The following is an 18,409-nucleotide window of genomic DNA, read 5'->3' as shown; positions in this document are numbered from 1 at the left end:
CCGAGAGTCGCCCCGGCCCCAGCCTTCGCAACAGCCCACCGCCCGCCAGGAAAAGAGAACAGGCAACCTCCATCACCGCCCCAGATAGACCTCGATCACCCGCTCATCCGCCTGCACCTGGTCCAGCGTGCCCTGCGCCAGCACCGCCCCGTCGCACAACACGGTCACGATCTCCGAAATGGTGCGGATGAACCCCATGTCATGCTCCACCACCATCAGCGAGTGCTTGCCCTTGAGCGTGAGGAACAGCTCCGCCGTGCGCGCCGTCTCCTCGTCCGTCATGCCCGCCACGGGCTCGTCGAGCAACAGCAGCTTGGGGTCCTGCATCAGCAGCATCCCGATCTCCAGCCACTGCTTTTGCCCATGGCTCAGGTTCCCTGCCATGCGCGCCACGCTGTCGGCCAGGTGGATGGTGTGCAGGATCTCCGCCAGCCGGTCCGACTGCGCGGAATCCAGCCGGAAGAACATGCTCGACGTCACGCCCTTGTGCGTCTTCAAGGCCAGCTCCAGGTTCTCGAACACGCTGAGCTGCTCGAACACCGTGGGTTTCTGGAACTTGCGGCCAATCCCCAGGCTCGCGATCTCCGGCTCGTTGTGGCGCAAGAGGTCGATGGTGGAACCAAAGTACACCGTGCCGCTGTCGGGCCGAGTCTTGCCGGTGATGATGTCCATCATCGTCGTCTTGCCCGCACCGTTGGGCCCGATGATGCAGCGCAGCTCGCCGGGCGCGATATCGAGGCTCAGGTTGTTGATGGCCTTGAAGCCGTCGAAGCTCACGTTCACGTCTTCGAGGTACAGGATGCGGCCGTGGGTGATGTCCACCTCACCGGGCGTGGCAATGCGCGAGAAACCTGCAGCACGACCGCCGGATTCGGTCTGGCCCAGGGCGGCGGGCGCCAGCCTGGCCTCTATGCGCCTTGCGCCTTCGTCCATCAGATCGGGGGTCATGGCGCGGCTCCTTCGGTCTTCTTGTTTTTCTTCAGCTTCTTCACCAGGCCCACCACGCCATCGGGCAGGAACAGCGTCACGGCGATGAACAGCGCACCGAGGAAATACAGCCAGAACTCCGGCGCCGTCACGGTGAGCCAGCTCTTGGCACCATTGACGATGAAGGCGCCCACGATGGGTCCGATCAGCGTGGCACGGCCGCCCACCGCGGCCCACACCGCGATCTCGATGGAGTTGGCGGCGCTCATCTCGCCGGGGTTGATGATGCCGACCTGGGGCACGTACAGCGCGCCCGCCACGCCGCACATCATGGCGCTGATGGTCCAGATGGTGAGCTTGTAGGGCAGCGGCGAGTAGCCCGAGAACATGACGCGCGTCTCGGCATCGCGCACCGCCTGCAGCACCCTGCCGAACTTGCTGCGCACCAGCCAGCGCGCCAGCAGGAAGAACACCAAGAGCGTGACGCCCGTCATCACGAACAGCAGCATGCGCATGTTCTGCGTGGCGATGGGCTGGCCCAGGATGCGCTTGAAATCCGTGAAGCCGTTGTTGCCGCCAAAGCCCGTCTCGTTGCGGAAGAACAGCAGCATGGCCGCATACGTCATGGCCTGCGTGATGATCGAGAAATACACGCCCTTGATGCGCGAGCGGAACGCGAAGTAGCCGAACACGAAGGCGATGGCACCGGGCACCGCGACGACAAGGATCAGCGTGGCAACGAAGCTGTCCGACAGCATCCAGTGCCAGGGCAGCTCCTTCCAGTCGAGGAACACCATGAAGTCGGGCAGGTCGCTTTGGTAGTTGCCGTCGCGGCCGATCTGGCGCATGAGGTACATGCCCATCACGTAGCCGCCGAGCGCGAAGAACAGGCCATGGCCCAGGCTCAGGATGCCGGTGTAGCCCCAGATCAGGTCCATGGCCAGCGCGCAGATGGCGTAGCACATGATCTTGCCGAGCAGGGCCACGGCGTAGTCGGACAGGTGCAGCGCACTGCCGGCCGGCACCCACAGGTTGAGCACGGGTGCCACGGCGCACACCACGATGAGCGCCACGATGAAGGCCGACCAGCCGCCGCGCGTGAGCAGCGGCGCGGGTGCGGGGAGTTGGATGGAGGAGGAAGGCGTAGTCGTCGTCATGTTCTGTCTCGATCCGCTCAGTCGGCGGTACGCCCTTTGACCGCGAAGATGCCCTGCGGCCGCTTCTGGATGAAGATGATGATGAACACCAGCACGGCGATCTTGGCCAGCACGGCGCCCGTCCAGCCTTCGAGGAACTTGTTGAGCACGCCCAGGCCCAGCGCGGCGTACACGGTGCCGGCCAGCTGGCCCACGCCGCCGAGCACCACCACCATGAACGAATCGACGATGTAGCCCTGGCCCAGGTCCGGGCCCACATTGCCCACCTGGCTGAGGGCACAGCCTGCCAGGCCCGCAATGCCGGAGCCCAGCGCGAAGGCGTAGGTATCGACACGCGCCGTGTTCACACCCATGCACGAGGCGATAGGGCGGTTCTGCGTGACGCCGCGCACGAACAAACCCAGGCGCGTCTTGCTGATGAGAAAGGCCACGCCGCCCAACACCGCCAGCGCAAACGCCACGATGATCACGCGGTTCCAGGGCAGTTGCAGGTTCTCCATGAGCTGCACGCCGCCGCTCATCCACGAGGGGTTTTCCACACCCACGTTCTGCGCGCCGAACACGGTGCGCACCAGCTGCTGCAGCATCAGGCTGATGCCCCAGGTGGCCAGCAAGGTCTCCAGCGGGCGGCCGTACAGGAAGCGGATCACGCCGCGCTCGAGCACCGCGCCCATGAGCGCCGAGGCCATGAAGGCGGCGGGCACGGCGGCCACCAGGTACCAGTCGAACGCGCCCGGAAAGTAGCGCTGGAACACGCCCTGCATGACGTAGGTGGCGTAGGCGCCGATCATCATCAGCTCGCCATGGGCCATGTTGATCACGCCCATGAGGCCGTAGGTGATGGCCAGGCCCAGCGCCACCAGCAGCAGGATGGAGCCCAGGCTGATGCCCGTGAACATCGCCGCCAGACGCTCGCCCCATTTCAGGCTGTCTTCCACCGTCTTGAGTGCCGCCTGCAGGGCGGCCTTGACCTTGGGATCTTGTTCGTTGCGCAGCTGCTCCAGCAGCACCGTGCGCGTGGCGGGGTTGCCACTGGCGGCCAGGTGCTGGGCGGCTTCCAGGCGATTGGCGGCGTCGCTGCTGCTTAGCAGGATGCGCGCGCGGATGCTGGCCAGGCGTGCCTTGAGAGCTGCGTCCTGCTCGGCGGCCAGGGCCTTCTCAACCAGCGGCAGACGGGCCTCGTCGGTCTCTTCGCGCAGCGCTTCGATGGCCTTGCGGCGCTGGGCCACATCCGTGGACATGAGCTGCAGCGAGGCGAGTGCCGTGTCGAACTCGCCGCGCATGCGGTTGTTGTTGACGATGTCTTCGGCGTCGTCAGGCACCGGCACCTCGGCGCCGGTCACGGGGTCCAGCCCCTTGTCGCCCTTGATCACGATGGCCTTGTCGCCCGCGATCTTCACGGCGTCGTCACCCATCGCGCGGATAAACGCCAAAGTGGCCTCGTCGGGCGTGGCGATGGCTTTCTGCAGCGCGGCGATCCGGTCGTCGGTATCACCCGCCGCCATGGCCCGCGCCGCCTCGGCCGTGAGCGCGTGCGCCTGCACCGTTGTGCACAACAGCAGGCAGGCGATCAAGCGAGAAAAGAATGAAGAAAGCATGGAAGGGCCAGTGGCGTCGAACAAGATGGGCCTGTGCAGCGCGCAGGGCCCAGACCAGGGCTGCCGCGCAAGGGCCGCCCCGCCGCGCTGGCGGCGTCCCCCTCCCACGCGCAGCGTGAGAGAGGGGGAAGCGGCGTAGCCGCTCAGGGGGAGATCACAGCTTCGACTTGCCGTCCGGCTCGTCCTTCTTCTTGTCGTTGCCTTCGATGTACGGGCTCCATGGCTTGGCCTTCACGGGGCCCGGCGTCTTCCACACCACGTTGAACTGGCCGTCGGCCTTGATCTCGCCGATGAACACGCTCTTGTGCAGGTGATGGTTCTTCTCGTCCATCTTGCTGACGATGCCCGACGGTGCCTTGAAGGTCTGGCCGGCCATGGCGGCGATCACCTTGTCCACATCCGTGCTCTTGGCCTTCTCGACAGCCTGCTTCCACATGTTGATGCCGATGTAGGTGGCTTCCATCGGGTCGTTGGTGAGCGGCTTGTCCTTGTGGCCGGCAATGCCCTTGGCCTTGGCGTAGTCGCTCCACTTCTTGATGAACTCGGTGTTGGCCGGGCTTTTGATGGACTGGAAGTAGTTCCAGGCGGCCAGGTGGCCCACCAGCGGCTTGGTGTCCACGCCGCGCAGTTCTTCCTCGCCCACGCTGAATGCGACGACCGGCACGTCCTTGGCCTTCAGGCCCGCGTTGCCCAGTTCCTTGTAGAAGGGCACGTTGGAGTCGCCGTTGATGGTGGACACCACGGCCGTCTTGCCGCCCTGGCTGAACTTCTTGATGTCGGCGACGATGGTCTGGTAGTCAGAGTGACCAAACGGCGTGTACTTCTCGTCGATGTCGCTGTCCTTCACGCCCTTGGACTTGAGGTAGGCGCGCAGGATCTTGTTGGTGGTGCGGGGGTAGACGTAGTCGGTGCCCAGCAGCACCCAGCGCTTGGCGCTGCCGCCGTCCTTGCTCATCAGGTAGTCCACCGCGGGGATGGCCTGCTGGTTGGGCGCGGCGCCGGTGTAGAACACGTTCTTGGACAGCTCTTCACCTTCGTACTGCACGGGGTAGAACAGCAGGCCGTTCATTTCTTCCACGACCGGCAACACCGACTTGCGCGACACCGAGGTCCAGCAGCCGAAGATGACCGAGACCTTGTCCTGGCCCAGCAGCTGCTTGGTCTTTTCGGCGAACAGGGGCCAGTTGGAGGCGGGGTCCACCACCACGGGCTCGAGCTTCTTGCCCAGCACGCCGCCCTTGGCGTTGATCTCGTCGATGGCCATCAGCACGGTGTCTTTCAACACGGTCTCGGAAATGGCCATGGTGCCCGACAGGCTGTGCAGGATGCCGACCTTGATGGTGTCCTGTGCGTGGGCTGGCAGCGCAGACAGGCCAGCGAGCGCAGCGACGGCCGCAAGGGCCTTGAGGGAATAACGACGTTGCATGTGTGCTTCTCCGGTGGTGGTTTCAATCAGTGAATCAATCAAACCGCTTCGCCCGGCGGGCTCCGTGGTGGAGCCGTGGCGGATCGGGCGATGGAATGGATTCTGGAGAGCGAGGCCGGCTTGGGAAATACGCCGGGTGGCGTACACGGTGGCCCGGCCGCAGGCCGCCAGGGTCTGCTCACCCAGCTTGTGTCGGGTAGGCGAAACGCTATTCATTTAATAGCTTTTAGCGCTTGATGGATAAGCGCTGGAGGCCAAAAACACTCAAAATCCAAGTCCCCGAAGGGCGGGGGAATCTCGGTCGCAGGTTTACGATATTTGAACCATCACCCCATGCGCCGGGCTCGCATGCCCCCATCCAGCCAACCTACGCCACGAAGGAAACAACCCCATGGTGAAACGACGCACAGTGCTCCTCGGTGGCGCCGCGACAGCGGGCGCGCTGGTCATTGGCTGGGGCGTGATGCCGCCGCGCCAGCGCCTGCACCCGGCCGACCCGGTGCCCAGCGCCAGCGGGCAGGCGGCGCTGAACGGCTGGCTCAAGGTGGGCGCCGACAACACCGTGACGGTGATGATGGCCAAATCCGAAATGGGCCAGGGTGCGCACACGGGCCTGGCCGCCATCCTGGCGGAAGAGCTGGATGCCGACTGGGCGCAGGTGCGGCTGGAGATGGCGCCTATCGACGACATCTACAACAACCTGGCCACCGTGGTGGACGGCCTGCCCTTCCACCCCGACAACGACGGCTCGATGAAGGCCGTGGCGGGCTGGCTCACGGCCAAGACCATGCGCGAGGTGGGCGTGATGATGACGGGCGGATCGAGCAGCATCAAGGACCTATGGCTGCCCATGCGCGAGGCCGGCGCCCACGCGCGCGCCCTGCTGATCCGCGCCGCCGCCGCGCAATGGAACGTGCAGGCGGCGGAGTGCACGGCCAACGCGGGCGTGGTGGAACATGTGGCCGGCCAGCGCGCCACGTTTGGCGAACTGGCCGCCCTGGCCGCGCAGCAGCCCATGCGGGGCAAGGTCACGCTGAAGGAACCCGCGCAGTTCAAGCTCATCGGCAAGCCGCTCACGCGCATCGAGGCGCCTTCCAAGCTGGATGGCTCGGCCGTGTACGGCATCGACGCCCACCCGCCCGGCCTGCTGCATGCCAGCGTGGTGATGTGCCCCACGCGCGGCGGCAAGGTGGCGCGCTTTGATGCAGCCGCCGCCCGGAAGCTGCCGGGCGTGAAACACGTGCTGGCCGTGGCGCCCCTGCACGGCGGCACCGGCGCCGTGGCCGTGATCGCCGACACGCCCTGGCGCGCCAGGAAGGCCGCCGCCGCTGTCACCGTGGAATGGGACCACGGCCCCGCCGCCACGCTGTCGAGCGACGCCGTGATGGCGCGCATGGCGCAGGCGCTGGACCAGGCCAAGGGCTTTGGCTACCACAGCACGGGCGACGTGGATGCGGCCCTGCAGGGCGCGGCCAGCACCATCACCGCGGACTACCGCGCGCCCTACCTGGCCCACGCGGCGCTGGAGCCCATCAACTGCACGGTGCAATTCAAGGACGGGGCCGCCACCGTGTGGACATCCACCCAGGTGCCGGGCCTGGCCCGCAGGGCAGCCGCCAAGGCGCTGGGCATCGACGAAGAGAAAGTGACCGTGCACCAGCTGTTGCTGGGGGGCGGCTTTGGGCGGCGGCTGGAGGTGGACTACGTGGGCCAGGCCGCCGCCATCGCCCAGGCCGCCGGGGGCGCGCCGGTGCAGACGCTGTGGTCGCGCGAGCAGGACACGCAGCACGACTTCTACCGCCCCGCCTGCATGGCCCGCTTCAAGGCGGGGTTTGATGCGCAAGGACACCTGGTGGCGTGGCACAACATCTCCGTGGGCCAGGCCATCGTGCCGCAGGTGCTGGTGCGCACCTTTGGCCTGGCGGGCGCGGGCCCCGACAAGACCACGTCCGAAGGTGCCTTCGACCAGCCCTACGAATGGCCCCATGCGCGCATCGCGCATGAGGTGGTCGACGTGCCCCTGCCCGTGGGCTTCTGGCGCTCGGTGGGGCATTCGCACCAGGCGTTCTTCAAGGAGAGTTTTGTGGACGAGGCCGCCGCAGCGGCCAGGCAGGACCCGGTGGCCTTCCGCGCCGCGCTGCTGCAAAAACACCCGCGCCACCTGAAGGTGCTGCACAAGGCGGCCGAGCTGGCGGACTGGGGCAAGCCAATGGCACCGGGCGCGGCAGGTGAGAAACGTGCGCGCGGTGTGGCGCTGCACCAGTCGTTCGGCTCCATCGTGGCCCAGGTGGCCGAGGTGTCGGTGGGCGCCGACAAGGCCATCCGCGTGCACCGCGTGGTGTGCGTGATCGACTGCGGCGCGGCCATCAATCCCAACCTGATCGCGCAGCAGATGGAAAGCGCCGTGGTGTTCGGCCTCACGGCGGCGCTGCACGGCGAGGTCACGGTCAAGGACGGGCAGGTGCAGCAGGGCAACTTCCATGACTACCCGCTGCTGCGCATGGCCGACTGCCCGCGCGTGGAGACCCACATCATCGACAGCGCCGAGCCGCCCGAAGGCGTGGGCGAACCCGGCGTGCCGCCGATCGCGCCCGCTGTGGCGAATGCGCTGTTTGCCCTGACCGGGCAGCGCCTGCGCGCCCTGCCCCTGAAACTGGCCTGACCGGCTTGAAGGAACCCTCCATGCCCACCACCCTGCGCATCAACGGCAAAGCCATCTCCGTCCACGCCGAACCCGACACCCCCCTGCTGTGGGTGCTGCGCGGCGAGCTGCATCTGAACGGCACCAAGTTCGGCTGCGGCATGGCGCTGTGCGGCGCCTGCACCGTGCACCTGAACGGCGAGCCCGTGCGCGCCTGCATCACGCCCCTGTCGGCCGTGGGCGACGCCGACATCACCACCATCGAAGGCCTGCACGGCCCCGAGGCCACCGCCCTGCGCACCGCATGGACGGTGCTGGATGTGGCGCAGTGCGGCTACTGCCAGAGCGGGCAGCTCATGTCGGCCTGCGCGCTCCTGAAGAAGACGCCACGGCCCAGCGATGCGGACATCGACGCGGCGATGTCGGGCAACGCGTGCCGCTGCGGCACCTACCAGAGGATTCGCGCGGCGATCCACCAGGCGGCGGCCACGGAAAAGGCGTGACGCCCGCCCCGTGCCCCGGGGGATGGCGGCAAGCTCCGGGGACCAGACGCCAGGCGGGCGCCAGGATGCCACCCCTCTGGAATGGCCTCCGCGCACGCCTGCCAAGCGCGGAATGCTATTGATTGCATAGCATCCAGCCCCTCCCCCACCACGGGAAACCAGACCCAGTTAGAGTATCGACCTCGCGCAGCCCCCCCGGCCTGCCCGGCCCCTTCTTCAGCCCCTGCCCCACCCATGTCCAACCTCGTCGTCCACGGCGGCACCCCGCTCCGGGGCCGCATCACGCCTTCCGCCAACAAGAACGCGGTGCTCCCCGTGCTGTGCGCCACGCTGCTCACCAACGAGCCGCTCAAGCTCCTGGGCGTGCCCGACATCACCGATGTGCGCAAGATCCTGGAGATCTTCCGCACCCTGGGCAGCGATGTCCGCATGGACCACGCCACCGGCACGCTCGACCTGCACCACCACGCCACGGTGTTCGATGCCGCGCAGCACCGGCTGCCCGAGGAGATGCGCTCGTCCATCATGCTGGTGCCCCCGCTGCTCGCGCGCTTTGGCGTGGCGCGGCTGGAGGACAACGTCAAGGGCTGCACGCTGGGCGTGCGCGAGATCGACCCGCACGTGGAGGTGTTCCGCCGCTTCGGGGGCGCCGTCGAGCGGGCCGAGGGCTCGCTGCTGATCCGCAGCGCGGGCCGGCTGCAGGCCAACCACCACTGGCTGGACTACGCATCGGTGACCACCACCGAGAACTTCGTGCTGTGCGCCGCCACGGCCGAGGGCACCTCGGTGCTGACCAACGCGGCGTCGGAGCCGCACGTGCAGGAGTTCTGCCGCTTCATGGCCATGATCGGCGTGCGCATCGAGGGCATGGGCACCTCGCGCATCACCGTGCACGGCGGCACGGCCCTGCGCGGCGGGGAGTTCCGTTTCGACGAGGATTTCCACGAGATCACGACCTTCCTCGCCCTGGGCGCGATCACCGGCGGGGACGTGGTGGTGAAGAACAGCGCGCCCGGGAACTTTCCGCTCATCGACCGCACCTTCGCCAAGTTCGGCGTCACCGTCACGCACGAGGACGGCTGGTCGCGCGCGGCGTGCGACGGGCCGCTCAAGGTGCAGACGCCCTTCACGAGCAATGTGCTGACCAAGGTGGAGGCCGCGCCCTGGCCGTACTTTCCGGTGGACCTGCTGCCCATCTTCATTGCCCTGGGCGTGCGCGCCGAGGGCAACGCGCTGTTCTGGAACAAGGTGTACGACGGGGCCCTGGGCTGGGCGGGCGAGCTGTCGAAGTTCGGCGCGCACGTGTTCCAGTCCGACCCGCACCGCCTGGTCACCTTCGGGGGCAACCCCCTGAGCCCGGCCGTGGTCGAGAGCCCCTACATCATCCGCGTGGCGATCGCGCTGTTCATGGTGGCGGCGAGCACGCCCGGGCGCTCCGAGATCCGCAACGCCACGCCCATCCGCCGCGCCCACCCGCGCTTCGTGGAGAACCTGCGCAGCCTGGGCGTGCAGGTGGAGTGGACCAGCGAGGAGTGAGCGGCGGCCCGCGGGCCTCAGGCTGCGACCACGCCGCCCGGTGCCTCGCCCGGGTTGGGCAGCACATGCACCCGGGCGTGCGCGGGGTGCGCATCCGCGCAGTGCACGGTGTTGCGCCCCGACTCCTTGGCGCGGTACAGCGCCTTGTCGGCGCGGTTGACCAGCTCCTCGAAATCCAGCCCCGAGCCCTGGTGCAGCGTGGCCACGCCAATGCTCACGGTGACCGAGATGCTGGCGCCTTCGTCGTTCACGGGCACGCTCATCGCCGACACGTCGTGGCGCAGCGATTCGGCCATGCGCTGGGCGCTGGCCCCATCGGTCTCGGGCAGCACGATGACGAATTCCTCGCCCCCGAAACGCGCCACGATGTCCACGCCACTGCGCTTGCGCGACGCACAGGCCTGGGCCACGGCGCAGATCACGCGGTCACCCGCCAGGTGCCCCCACACGTCGTTGACGGGCTTGAACAGGTCGATGTCCACCACCAGCAGCGACAGCGGGTGGCCAAACCGTTGGGTCCGCTGGCATTCGTTGGCGCCCAGTTCCATCAGCGTGCGGCGGTTGGACAGCCCCGTGAGCGCATCGTTGGCCGCCAGCAGCTCCAGCGCGGCATTGAGCTGCTGCAGCAGGCGGTTCTGCTCCACGAGCTGGCGGTTGATCTGGGCGATCTCGTCTTCCTTGCGCTTGCGGTCGTCGATGTTGAAGGTGACCCCGATGAGCCGCTTGCCCGGCGTGTCGCTGTGGCCGTCCATGATGCGGCCATAGTTCGCGTACCAGACCCAGTCGCCGCCCTTGGCGCGCAGGCGGAATTCGCAGCGGTACTGCGGCGTGACGCCGCAGAGGTGGTCGGCCACGGCTTGCCGGACACTGTCCACGTCCTCCGGATGGAACAGGCCGTAGATGTCCTGCACGCCCGAGACGATCTCCTCCTCGGTGAAGCCCAGTTCGAGGAAGGTCTTGGTCGCCTTGCGGGTGACATTGCCGGTCACCAGGTCGTTCTCCCACAGGTCCAGCCCGGCGGCCTCCAGCGCCAGCTCCAGCCGCTCCCGGTTCAGATCTGCTTCACCCATGGCGGCTTGCCTTCATCGCGCTGTCCGTGTCCCGGCCGGTTGCTGGCTGGTGGGCTGGTTGTCTGTCTGTCTGCGCATGGTCAGGCCGGGGGCATGGCGCCCGCGTAGCCGATGTTGCGCAGCAGCGACGCAAACGAGGCCACCACGCCCGGCGTGCCGTACAGCTGCGGGGCTGTCTGCACCGCGATCACGCTCACCATCCGGCCCGTGCTCTGGCCGGTGGCGGCATCGAAGTACAGCGCCAGATCGTCGCTGGCATTGGAGAACCCGCGCCCGGTGCTTTCGGAGTAGTAGCAGATCGAGTCCGGGGCAATGATGTCGGGCACCGCGCTCGACGACGAGTACATGATGAGGTTCTCGTTGAGGTTGTAGAGGTGTTGCGTCTGCGTGCTCTGGCGCGGATCCTGCGTGTTGTCCAGGCGGATGATGCCCGAATCCAGCGATGCGCTGGACGTGGACTGCGAGACCGAGGTGATGAAGAAGTTGGTCGCCACGGCGGCGGCGGGCCGGCCCGTGATGAGGGCGATGGCATCGGCCACCGCGCCCGTGGCCTGCGGCGTGCCGCTGTCCCGCAGGAACTGCCCCAGCGCGCGCGCCTGCTCCAGCGTGCCCGCGATGTAGCTGCCCGACAGCGCAAAGCCGTTGCCCGCGTTGGACGGCCACATCGCGATGCCGGAATACCCGCCAAAGCCGCCCACCACGCCGCCGGCCAGCGTTTCCACCCGCGCGGCCGTGCTCGCGCCCAGCACGGCGGATTCGATGTCGGCGGGGCTGGCCGCGTCGCTGGCCAGCGCCGCGGGGCACGGAGCCAGCGGCGGATTGCCGGTGAACGTGGTCTGCGGCAGCTCGGGCACCGCGCGCCCGGCTCCGTCGCCGTTGACCACCCAGACCGCCCCCCCGCCCATGGCCGCGCCGATCAGCGGCACCAGCGAGTTGATGGGCCCGATCTCCACCGGGATGTAGGCCCCCGGCGACGCCCCGGTGGCGTCCGCCAGCACCTGCACCGTGTTGCGGATGGAGTTCTGGATGGCGGCCAGCGTCAGGCTGTCGGCCGCGTCGGGCGAGCCCATGATGGCCAGCACGCAGGCGTTGGTCGCCCCGTCATAGTCCTGCACCTGGACGGTGCCCGTGAAGCCCTGGCGGGCCAGCTCCTCCAGGATGGAGCACGCGTCGTGGTAACTGCCACCGCCGCCGCTGGCCAGCACCGCCGCGCCGTCCGCCACCGACTGGAACTCGTTCAGCCCGTAGGAATAAACACCCATCTCTCGCCCCTCTCATGGATGGCTGGCACGATACGCCAGCCCGGTCGGTTGTCAACCCGCGCCATCCCGCGCGGAACAAAGGCCAAAGCGTGGTAGGCAGCGGGCCGCGCCGCGGCCCATGGCGCGGAAAGCACTCTGGTTTCGCGCGGCGGCTTCGCCTATGCTCTGCCCAGCGCACCGCGCCAGAAATTCGACTGTCCGCCATCCACACACACCATGAGCCACCCTGAAAAAAACTCCGTCTACGGCACCGAAGACCTGCTGATCAGCCTGTGCAACTCCGTCACCCGGGTGCTGAACGTGGCCACCCACAGCCAGATCCACTACTCCGGCATGGTGCAGCGCATCAGCAAGACCTGCCTGAAGCCGGACATCGGCTGCTTCGTGCTGTTCGATGGCGGCTTCTCGGGCCTGGTGATCATCAACTTCTCGGCCACGGCGGCCATGGAGCTGTACGCCAACTACCTGCTGAACATGGGCATGTCCAAGGACGACCTGGTCACCTCCTACACCTCGGACGAGGTCAGCAACGTGATGGGCGAGCTCATGAACCAGGTGGTGGGCGACTTCACCGGCAAGGTGCGGCGCGAGCTGCAGACCCACATCACCCAGAACCAGCCCAAGATGCTGGTGCTGAACAAGCAGGTGATGCTGAGCGTGGACGCCAACCTGGACAAGCCCGAGGCGCGGCGCGTGACCTTCTACACCAGCAACAACAACATCTTCTACCTGGAACTGGCGATCGACCGCACCGAATTCATCAAGCTCTACGACTTCGAGGCGCAGGAGGCCCCGGACCCGGATGCGCTGATGGCCCAGTCGCAGGCCGCGCCCCCCGTGCCCGCGCCTCCCCCCGCCGGGCAGGACGACACGGACGCGCTGCTCAAGTCGCTGGGGATGTAGCGCGGCCCCTGCGGCCGCCCCGTGGCCCGCAGGCCATTCGCTATCAAAAATGCAGCTCCCGGCGCTTGCCGATCCAGCGCCACGGCCATTTTTCATACCGCCACCATGGGGCATGGCGGCCCCGGCCGTTGTCAGCGAGGAGGTCCGCTGTCCTACAGCTGCATGCCGGGCCTGCTGACGCACGCGGGCCGCGCGCCGGATAGATTGGGCTCAGATGCGGGGCCAGCCTGGCTGCCCCGCCCGCCAACCCATCGAAGGAGCCCGCCATGCCCCAAGCCCAGTGGAGCGCCAAGCGCGAACGCCAGTACGAACACATCAAGACCAGCCTGAAACAGCGCGGCAAGAGCACGGACACGGCCGAAGAGATTGCGGCGCGCACCGTGAACAAGGAACGCGCCCAGCACGGCGAAAGCAAGACCGCCAACCCCAAGACCTTGCGCGACACCCCGGCCCCGGTGCGCGGCGGCCAGCGGTCCCACCAGGGCGCGCAGGGCCGAACGCGCGACCAGCTGTACGAAGAGGCCCGGCGCAAGGGGATCGAGGGCCGCTCCAGGATGAACAAGCAGGAGCTGGAACGCGCGGTGGGCCGCTGAGCGGCACCCGGCCGGCCTTGCGCACCGCAGGCCCAGGCCTCACCAAAGCTATTAAATTGATAGCTTTCCGCGCTTATTCCACAAGCGCCAGGAGCCTAAAATACTGAAGAATCAGCCCTCGAACTGCGGGTGCAGCTGCCGGATGCGGTTCATCGCCATGGCGGCCGCCGCCGTGCGCGTTTCCACCCCCAGCTTGGCGAACACGCGTTCGAGGTGCTTCTTCACCGTGGCGGGGCTGGCGCCCAGGATGTCGCCGATGTCGCGGTTGATCTTGCCCTTGACCACCCAGTACAGCACCTCCGCCTCGCGCGCGGTGAGCTTGAAGGACAGGCTCATGGATTCGATGATCTTGGCGTCCGACACCTCGCGCATGACGATCAGCCAGTCGCCCCCGCCTTCGCTGTCGCCCGCCTGCTGGTGCAGGCGGAAGGTCAGGCGGCGCGCGCCCTGCTCGATGGCCAGGCGCGGCGGCTCGGCCAGCGCATGGGCCAGCAGCTCCGCCGCGTTTTCGGCGAGCACATGGCGGCGCAGCCAGGCCTGCACGATCCCGGGCGCCCAGGGGCTGGCTTCGCCAAAGTAGCCCTGCAGCAGTTCGCGAGCGAGCGGGGTCTGCCACACGATGCGGCCGTCCACCGCGCGCACCGTGATGCTGGCATAGCCGAAGGCATCGAGCGCATTGCGCGCCTCGCGGGCCTGGCTCGCGTCCTGGCGCGCCCTGCGCGCCGCGCCCAGGTGCACGCCCATGCGGGCCATCGCCTCGCGCGGCTTGATGGGCTTGGTCAAGTAGTCCACGCCGCCCGCCTCCAGCGCGGCCACCAGGTGCTCGGTCTCGGTGAGGCCCGTCATGAAGATGATGGGGATGTGCGCGGTGGCGGGCGACGCCTTCAGGCGCCGCGCCACCTCGAAGCCGTCCATGCCGGGCATCATGGCGTCGAGCAGCACGATGTCGGGCAATGCCTGCGCGGCGCGCTGCAACGCGGCCTCGCCGTGCGTGGCCACGAGCACCGTGTAGCCCGATTCATCGAGCGCGTCGTGCAGCACGGCCAGGTTGTCGGGCACGTCGTCCACGATCAGGACCACGTCGCTGTCGCCGCGATCTAGGGCCACGGCATGCACCGGCAGGGAGGGTGGGGTCGCGGTGGTCGTCACGGTGGCGCCTGCTCCAGGATGTGGCCCATGGCATCGAACTGGAACTGCCTGGCCAGCTGCCGCATGGTGCCGACAAAAGCGCCGTGCGCGGGCTGGCCGCGTTCGATGTCGTCCAGGGTGTTGAGGATGCCCCGGTAGTAGCCCAGCGCGACCACCTGGGCCAAGGCCGCCAGGGCGGTGGCATCGGGGTACGTGAGGGGCGCATCCGCTGCCGCGGGCAAGGCGGGGGCGGCGTCGGCCTCGCCGTGCTGCCACTGCAGGCCCAGGCGGCGCTCCAGCCAGTCCAGCAGCTCGGTGTGGCGCACGGGCTTGACGATGAAGTCCTCGGGGCGGATGTCCACGTCGTTGTCCAGCGCCTTGTCGAACGCATTGGCCGACACAATGGCGCAGTGGACGTTCGCGAGGTGCATCTGCCGCACGCGCCGCAGGGTCTCCCACCCGTCGATGCCCGGCATGGCCAGGTCCATGAAGATCGCGTGCGGCCGGTAGCCCGTGGCCAGCAGGTCCAGCGCGTCGTGCCCGCTGGCGGCCTGGCGCAGCTCGAAGCCCAGGGGTTCGAGCAGTTGCACCAGCAGCTCGCGGTCGGGCTCTTCGTTGTCCACCACCAGGATGCGGCGGCGGTCCCCCGCGTAACCCCTGCGCGCACGCTGGGTGCGAGTGGCCAATGCGGCGGGCGCTGGCGCGGTCTTGCCCAGCGCGTCCCCATGCACCTCGGGCAGGAACAGCTTGACGTGGAACACCGAGCCTACGCCGGGGGTGCTGCTCACCGTCAGCTCGCCGCCCATGAGCGCGGTGAGCATCTTGGCAATGGTCAGGCCCAGGCCCGCGCCCGGCGCGGCCGCGGTGTTGCCACCGCCCGAGCCGCCCCGCGCAAAGGGCTCGAAGATGCGCTCGATCTCCTCGGCCGCGAGGCCCGGCCCCGTGTCCTGCACCTCGATGCGCGCCATCTCGCGCGCATAGCGCACGCGCAGCGTGACGGTGCCGTGCGCCGTGAACTTGACCGCGTTGCCCAGCAGGTTGATGAGGATCTGGCGCAGGCGCTTTTCGTCGGCACGAACCACCTCGGGAATCACGCCCAGCACATCGAACTGGAAGGCCAGGCCCTTGGCAGCGGCCTGCAGCTCGAACAGGCTGGCCATTTCGTGCAGGCCATCGGCAAAGCGCATGGGCGTGACATCCAGCGTGAGCTTGCCGGATTCGATGCGCGCGATGTCGAGCGTGCCCTCGATGAGCGAGAGCAGGTGTTCGCCCCCCCGCCGGATCACGTGCACCGCCTGCTTGCGGTGCGGGGGCACGCCCGCGTCCTCGCCCATGAGCTGCGCGTAGCCCAGGATGGAGTTGAGCGGCGTGCGGATCTCGTGGCTGATGGCGCTGATGTAGCGGCTCTTGGCCTGGTTGGCCTGGTCGGCCGCGCGCTGGGCCGCCTCGGCCACCTGGCGCGCCTGCTCGGCCACGCTGCGCGCGGTCTGCAGGGCCTCGTCGGTCTGGCGGTGCAGCTCGATCTCGCGCACCAAGAGGCCCGTCTGGCGGTTGGATTCCTCCTGCGCCACCTGGCGGCTCTTGTGCGCCAGCACCAGCCACCAGGCCACGATGCCCGAGATGACGAGAAGCGCCAGGTAGGCCTTGAGCAGGCCGGAGCGCAACGCGACCTCCGGGGCGGCCAGGACTTCCGTGTCGGTCATCGCATTGGCGATGGTGTTGAGCTCCTGGTGGTACAGCAGCCCCATGACGGAGGCCAGCAGCGGCGCGATCACCAGCATCAGCAGCAGGAAGTGGCCCAGGCCCGTGTCCAGGTAGCGCCACATGGCGCGCGGCAGCACCCAGCGCAGGGCGGCAGACCATTGCACCGCCATGCTGGCGTCGGGCTTGCACAGGTCGCCGCAGCGCGCGTCCAGCGTGCAGCACAGCGAGCAGATCGCGCCCCGGTAGGCGGGGCACTGGGCCATGTCGGGCGCTTCGTATTCGCGCTCGCAGATCACGCAGCGCTGCACGGTGTAGCGCACGTAGCTGCCCAGGGCCGCATCCATTCCGCCGCCGGCCTTGCGGCCCACCGGGCCGTGCAGGGGTACCGCCACCACGTCGGCCAGCGCAGCGGGCTCGGACTGGCGCGCGATGTAATAGCGCCCCCCGGTGGCCCAGGCAATGAGCGGTGCCGTGACAAACGCGACAGCCATCGCGATCACGGCCGAGAACGCCTGCGGCAGCGGGCCGAACAACCCCAGGTGCGCGCTGATGGACAGGATGGACGCGAGCGCCATCGAACCCACGCCCACCGGGTTGATGTCGTACAGGTGCGCGCGCTTGAACTCGATGCCCCGGGGCGACAGCCCCAGCGGCTTGTTGATGACGAGATCGGCCACCACGGACATGATCCAGGCGATGGCGATGTTGGAGTACAGCCCCAGCACCTCGCCCATGGCGCGGAACACGTTCATCTCCATCAGCATGAAGGCGATCAGCGTGTTGAACACCACCCACACCACGCGCCCCGGGTGGCTGTGCGTGAGGCGCGAGAAGAAGTTGGACCACGCCAGCGAGCCCGCGTAGGCATTGGTCACATTGATCTTGAGCTGCGAGACCACCACGAACAACGCCGTGGCCGCCACCGCCCAGCCGTAGTGGGGGAACACATATTCGTACGCGGCCAGGTACATCTGGTTCGGGTCCACCGCCCGGTCGGCCGGCACCATGTGGGTGAGCGCCAGGTAGGCGAGCAGCGCACCGCCCAGCATCTTGAGCACCCCCAGCACCACCCAGCCCGGTCCGCCCACCAGCACGCCCAGCCACCAGCGCCCGCGCGTGGCGGGCGTGCTGGCGGGCATGAAGCGCAGGTAGTCGGCCTGCTCCCCCATCTGGGTGATGAGCGCAATGCCCACCGTGAGCGCCGCACCAAACAAGGGCAACTGGAACGTGGCACCGCGCATCGATTCACCACCGTAGTGCACAACCCCGGAAAATGCACCAGGATCGCGCACCAGCACATAGGTAAACGGCACCACCAGCATCACCAGCCACAGCGGCTGCGTCCACACCTGCAGGCGGCTGATGGCTGACACACCGTGGGTGACCAGCGGAATCACCACAATGGCGCAGATGAGGTAGCCCCAGGTGGGCGGGATGTCGAGTGCCAGCTCCAGCGCATAGGCCATGACGGCGGCTTCGAGCGCGAAGAAGATGAAGGTGAAGCTGGCGTAGATCAGCGAGGTGAGCGTGGAGCCGATGTAGCCAAAGCCCGCGCCGCGCGTGAGCAGGTCCATGTCCACCCCATAGCGCGCCGCATACACGCTGATGGGCAGCCCCGCCAGGAAGATGATGAGCCCCGTGGCCACGATGGCCCAGAAGGCGTTGATGAAGCCGTACTGCACCAGCAGCGTCGCGCCCACGGCCTCCAGGATCAGGAACGACGCCGCACCGAAAGCCGTGTTGGCCACGCGCCATTCGGACCACTTGCGAAAGCGCTGGGGCGTGTAGCGCAGCGCGTAGTCCTCCATGGTCTCGGTGGCCACCCAGCTGTTGTAGTCGCGCCGGACCTTGACGACCTGCTGCGGGGCCTGCTGGGGCTCGTGTGCAGCCATGCCGGGCTCTGTCGGCTGCAGCGGGGTGGCGTCAGCAGGGGCGATGGAGGCGGTGTGGGAAGGCATGGG

Annotated in this window: 13 protein-coding genes; 5 read left to right on the top strand and 8 right to left on the bottom strand. The window is 68.0% G+C overall.

Features of this window, described 5'->3' with window-relative positions:
- Window positions 1–72 precede the first annotated feature (72 nt).
- The 4 genes from urtD to urtA all read right to left on the bottom strand — a co-directional run bounded on the left by urtD (window position 73) and on the right by urtA (window position 5,108).
- Window positions 73–948 carry an urea ABC transporter ATP-binding protein UrtD gene (urtD, locus tag AC3RCE_RS06270; protein ID WP_369641723.1) on the bottom strand — a complete coding sequence of 292 codons (876 nt, stop codon included), beginning with the start codon at window positions 946–948 and terminating at the stop codon, window positions 73–75.
- Complete coding sequence (gene urtC, locus AC3RCE_RS06265; protein WP_492254735.1) at window positions 945–2,084, bottom strand: urea ABC transporter permease subunit UrtC; 1,140 nt, start codon at window positions 2,082–2,084, stop codon at window positions 945–947. The genes urtD and urtC overlap by 4 nt, the downstream gene beginning before the upstream one ends.
- A 17-nt stretch (window positions 2,085–2,101) precedes the next feature.
- Window positions 2,102–3,682, bottom strand: a complete 1,581-nt coding sequence (gene urtB, locus AC3RCE_RS06260) for an urea ABC transporter permease subunit UrtB (protein WP_492254734.1) — start codon at window positions 3,680–3,682, stop codon at window positions 2,102–2,104.
- Window positions 3,683–3,836: 154 nt separating this feature from the next.
- A complete protein-coding gene (gene urtA / locus AC3RCE_RS06255; RefSeq protein ID WP_218293581.1) occupies window positions 3,837–5,108 on the bottom strand; it encodes an urea ABC transporter substrate-binding protein in 1,272 nt (423 codons plus the stop codon).
- 391 nt (window positions 5,109–5,499) lie between these two features.
- Here urtA and AC3RCE_RS06250 point away from each other — a divergent pair, with 391 nt between their 5' ends.
- From AC3RCE_RS06250 to AC3RCE_RS06240, 3 genes are all read left to right on the top strand, one after another.
- Window positions 5,500–7,770 (top strand): xanthine dehydrogenase family protein molybdopterin-binding subunit, encoded by a 2,271-nt coding sequence (locus AC3RCE_RS06250; protein WP_492254733.1) that lies wholly within the window; start codon window positions 5,500–5,502, stop codon window positions 7,768–7,770.
- 20 nt (window positions 7,771–7,790) lie between these two features.
- Entirely contained in the window at window positions 7,791–8,252 is a 462-nt protein-coding gene (locus AC3RCE_RS06245) for a (2Fe-2S)-binding protein (protein ID WP_492254732.1), read from the top strand.
- Window positions 8,253–8,486: 234 nt separating this feature from the next.
- Window positions 8,487–9,788, top strand: a complete 1,302-nt coding sequence (locus tag AC3RCE_RS06240) for a UDP-N-acetylglucosamine 1-carboxyvinyltransferase (protein ID WP_218341491.1) — start codon at window positions 8,487–8,489, stop codon at window positions 9,786–9,788.
- 17 nt (window positions 9,789–9,805) lie between these two features.
- Here the strand turns inward: AC3RCE_RS06240 and AC3RCE_RS06235 are convergent, their stop codons facing one another.
- A complete protein-coding gene (locus AC3RCE_RS06235; RefSeq protein ID WP_218293577.1) occupies window positions 9,806–10,858 on the bottom strand; it encodes a GGDEF domain-containing protein in 1,053 nt (350 codons plus the stop codon).
- 80 nt (window positions 10,859–10,938) lie between these two features.
- On the bottom strand, window positions 10,939–12,120 hold the full coding sequence (locus tag AC3RCE_RS06230; RefSeq protein WP_492254731.1) for an S-methyl thiohydantoin desulfurase domain-containing protein: 1,182 nt from the start codon (window positions 12,118–12,120) through the stop codon (window positions 10,939–10,941).
- Between the two features lie 216 nt (window positions 12,121–12,336).
- On the opposite strand from AC3RCE_RS06230, the gene AC3RCE_RS06225 reads away from it, so the two are divergent.
- Window positions 12,337–13,023, top strand: a complete 687-nt coding sequence (locus AC3RCE_RS06225; protein WP_218293575.1) for a DUF3334 family protein — start codon at window positions 12,337–12,339, stop codon at window positions 13,021–13,023.
- Window positions 13,024–13,289: 266 nt separating this feature from the next.
- The gene (locus tag AC3RCE_RS06220; RefSeq protein ID WP_218293574.1) at window positions 13,290–13,616 is read left to right on the top strand and encodes a plasmid stabilization protein; all 327 of its coding nucleotides are present in this window, start codon (window positions 13,290–13,292) and stop codon (window positions 13,614–13,616) included.
- Between the two features lie 111 nt (window positions 13,617–13,727).
- Here AC3RCE_RS06220 and AC3RCE_RS06215 read toward each other — a convergent pair whose 3' ends face one another.
- Both AC3RCE_RS06215 and AC3RCE_RS06210 read right to left on the bottom strand, forming a co-directional pair.
- Window positions 13,728–14,765, bottom strand: a complete 1,038-nt coding sequence (locus AC3RCE_RS06215; RefSeq protein WP_492254730.1) for a response regulator — start codon at window positions 14,763–14,765, stop codon at window positions 13,728–13,730.
- Window positions 14,762–18,406: a hybrid sensor histidine kinase/response regulator gene (locus AC3RCE_RS06210; protein ID WP_492254729.1), complete on the bottom strand. Its 3,645-nt coding sequence runs from the start codon at window positions 18,404–18,406 to the stop codon at window positions 14,762–14,764. Before AC3RCE_RS06210 ends, AC3RCE_RS06215 begins: the two co-directional genes overlap by 4 nt.
- Window positions 18,407–18,409 lie beyond the last annotated feature (3 nt).

It is taken from the genome of Acidovorax sp. GW823-FHT05D11, assembly GCF_058795695.1.
Note: the sequence above shows the minus strand (reverse complement) of the source record. Positions and strands in the feature narration are given on the sequence as shown.

What these genes read in the sequence shown, in the direction of transcription:
- AC3RCE_RS06250 (WP_492254733.1), top strand. Translation starts at nt 5,500, where the DNA reads ATGGTGAAACGACGCACAGTGCTCCTCGGTGGCGCCGCGACAGCGGGC.
- urtB (WP_492254734.1), bottom strand. Translation starts at nt 3,682, where the DNA reads ATGCTTTCTTCATTCTTTTCTCGCTTGATCGCCTGCCTGCTGTTGTGC.
- AC3RCE_RS06245 (WP_492254732.1), top strand. Translation starts at nt 7,791, where the DNA reads ATGCCCACCACCCTGCGCATCAACGGCAAAGCCATCTCCGTCCACGCC.
- AC3RCE_RS06210 (WP_492254729.1), bottom strand. Translation starts at nt 18,406, where the DNA reads ATGCCTTCCCACACCGCCTCCATCGCCCCTGCTGACGCCACCCCGCTG.
- urtA (WP_218293581.1), bottom strand. Translation starts at nt 5,108, where the DNA reads ATGCAACGTCGTTATTCCCTCAAGGCCCTTGCGGCCGTCGCTGCGCTC.
- AC3RCE_RS06230 (WP_492254731.1), bottom strand. Translation starts at nt 12,120, where the DNA reads ATGGGTGTTTATTCCTACGGGCTGAACGAGTTCCAGTCGGTGGCGGAC.
- AC3RCE_RS06220 (WP_218293574.1), top strand. Translation starts at nt 13,290, where the DNA reads ATGCCCCAAGCCCAGTGGAGCGCCAAGCGCGAACGCCAGTACGAACAC.
- AC3RCE_RS06225 (WP_218293575.1), top strand. Translation starts at nt 12,337, where the DNA reads ATGAGCCACCCTGAAAAAAACTCCGTCTACGGCACCGAAGACCTGCTG.
- AC3RCE_RS06240 (WP_218341491.1), top strand. Translation starts at nt 8,487, where the DNA reads ATGTCCAACCTCGTCGTCCACGGCGGCACCCCGCTCCGGGGCCGCATC.
- urtD (WP_369641723.1), bottom strand. Translation starts at nt 948, where the DNA reads ATGACCCCCGATCTGATGGACGAAGGCGCAAGGCGCATAGAGGCCAGG.
- AC3RCE_RS06235 (WP_218293577.1), bottom strand. Translation starts at nt 10,858, where the DNA reads ATGGGTGAAGCAGATCTGAACCGGGAGCGGCTGGAGCTGGCGCTGGAG.
- urtC (WP_492254735.1), bottom strand. Translation starts at nt 2,084, where the DNA reads ATGACGACGACTACGCCTTCCTCCTCCATCCAACTCCCCGCACCCGCG.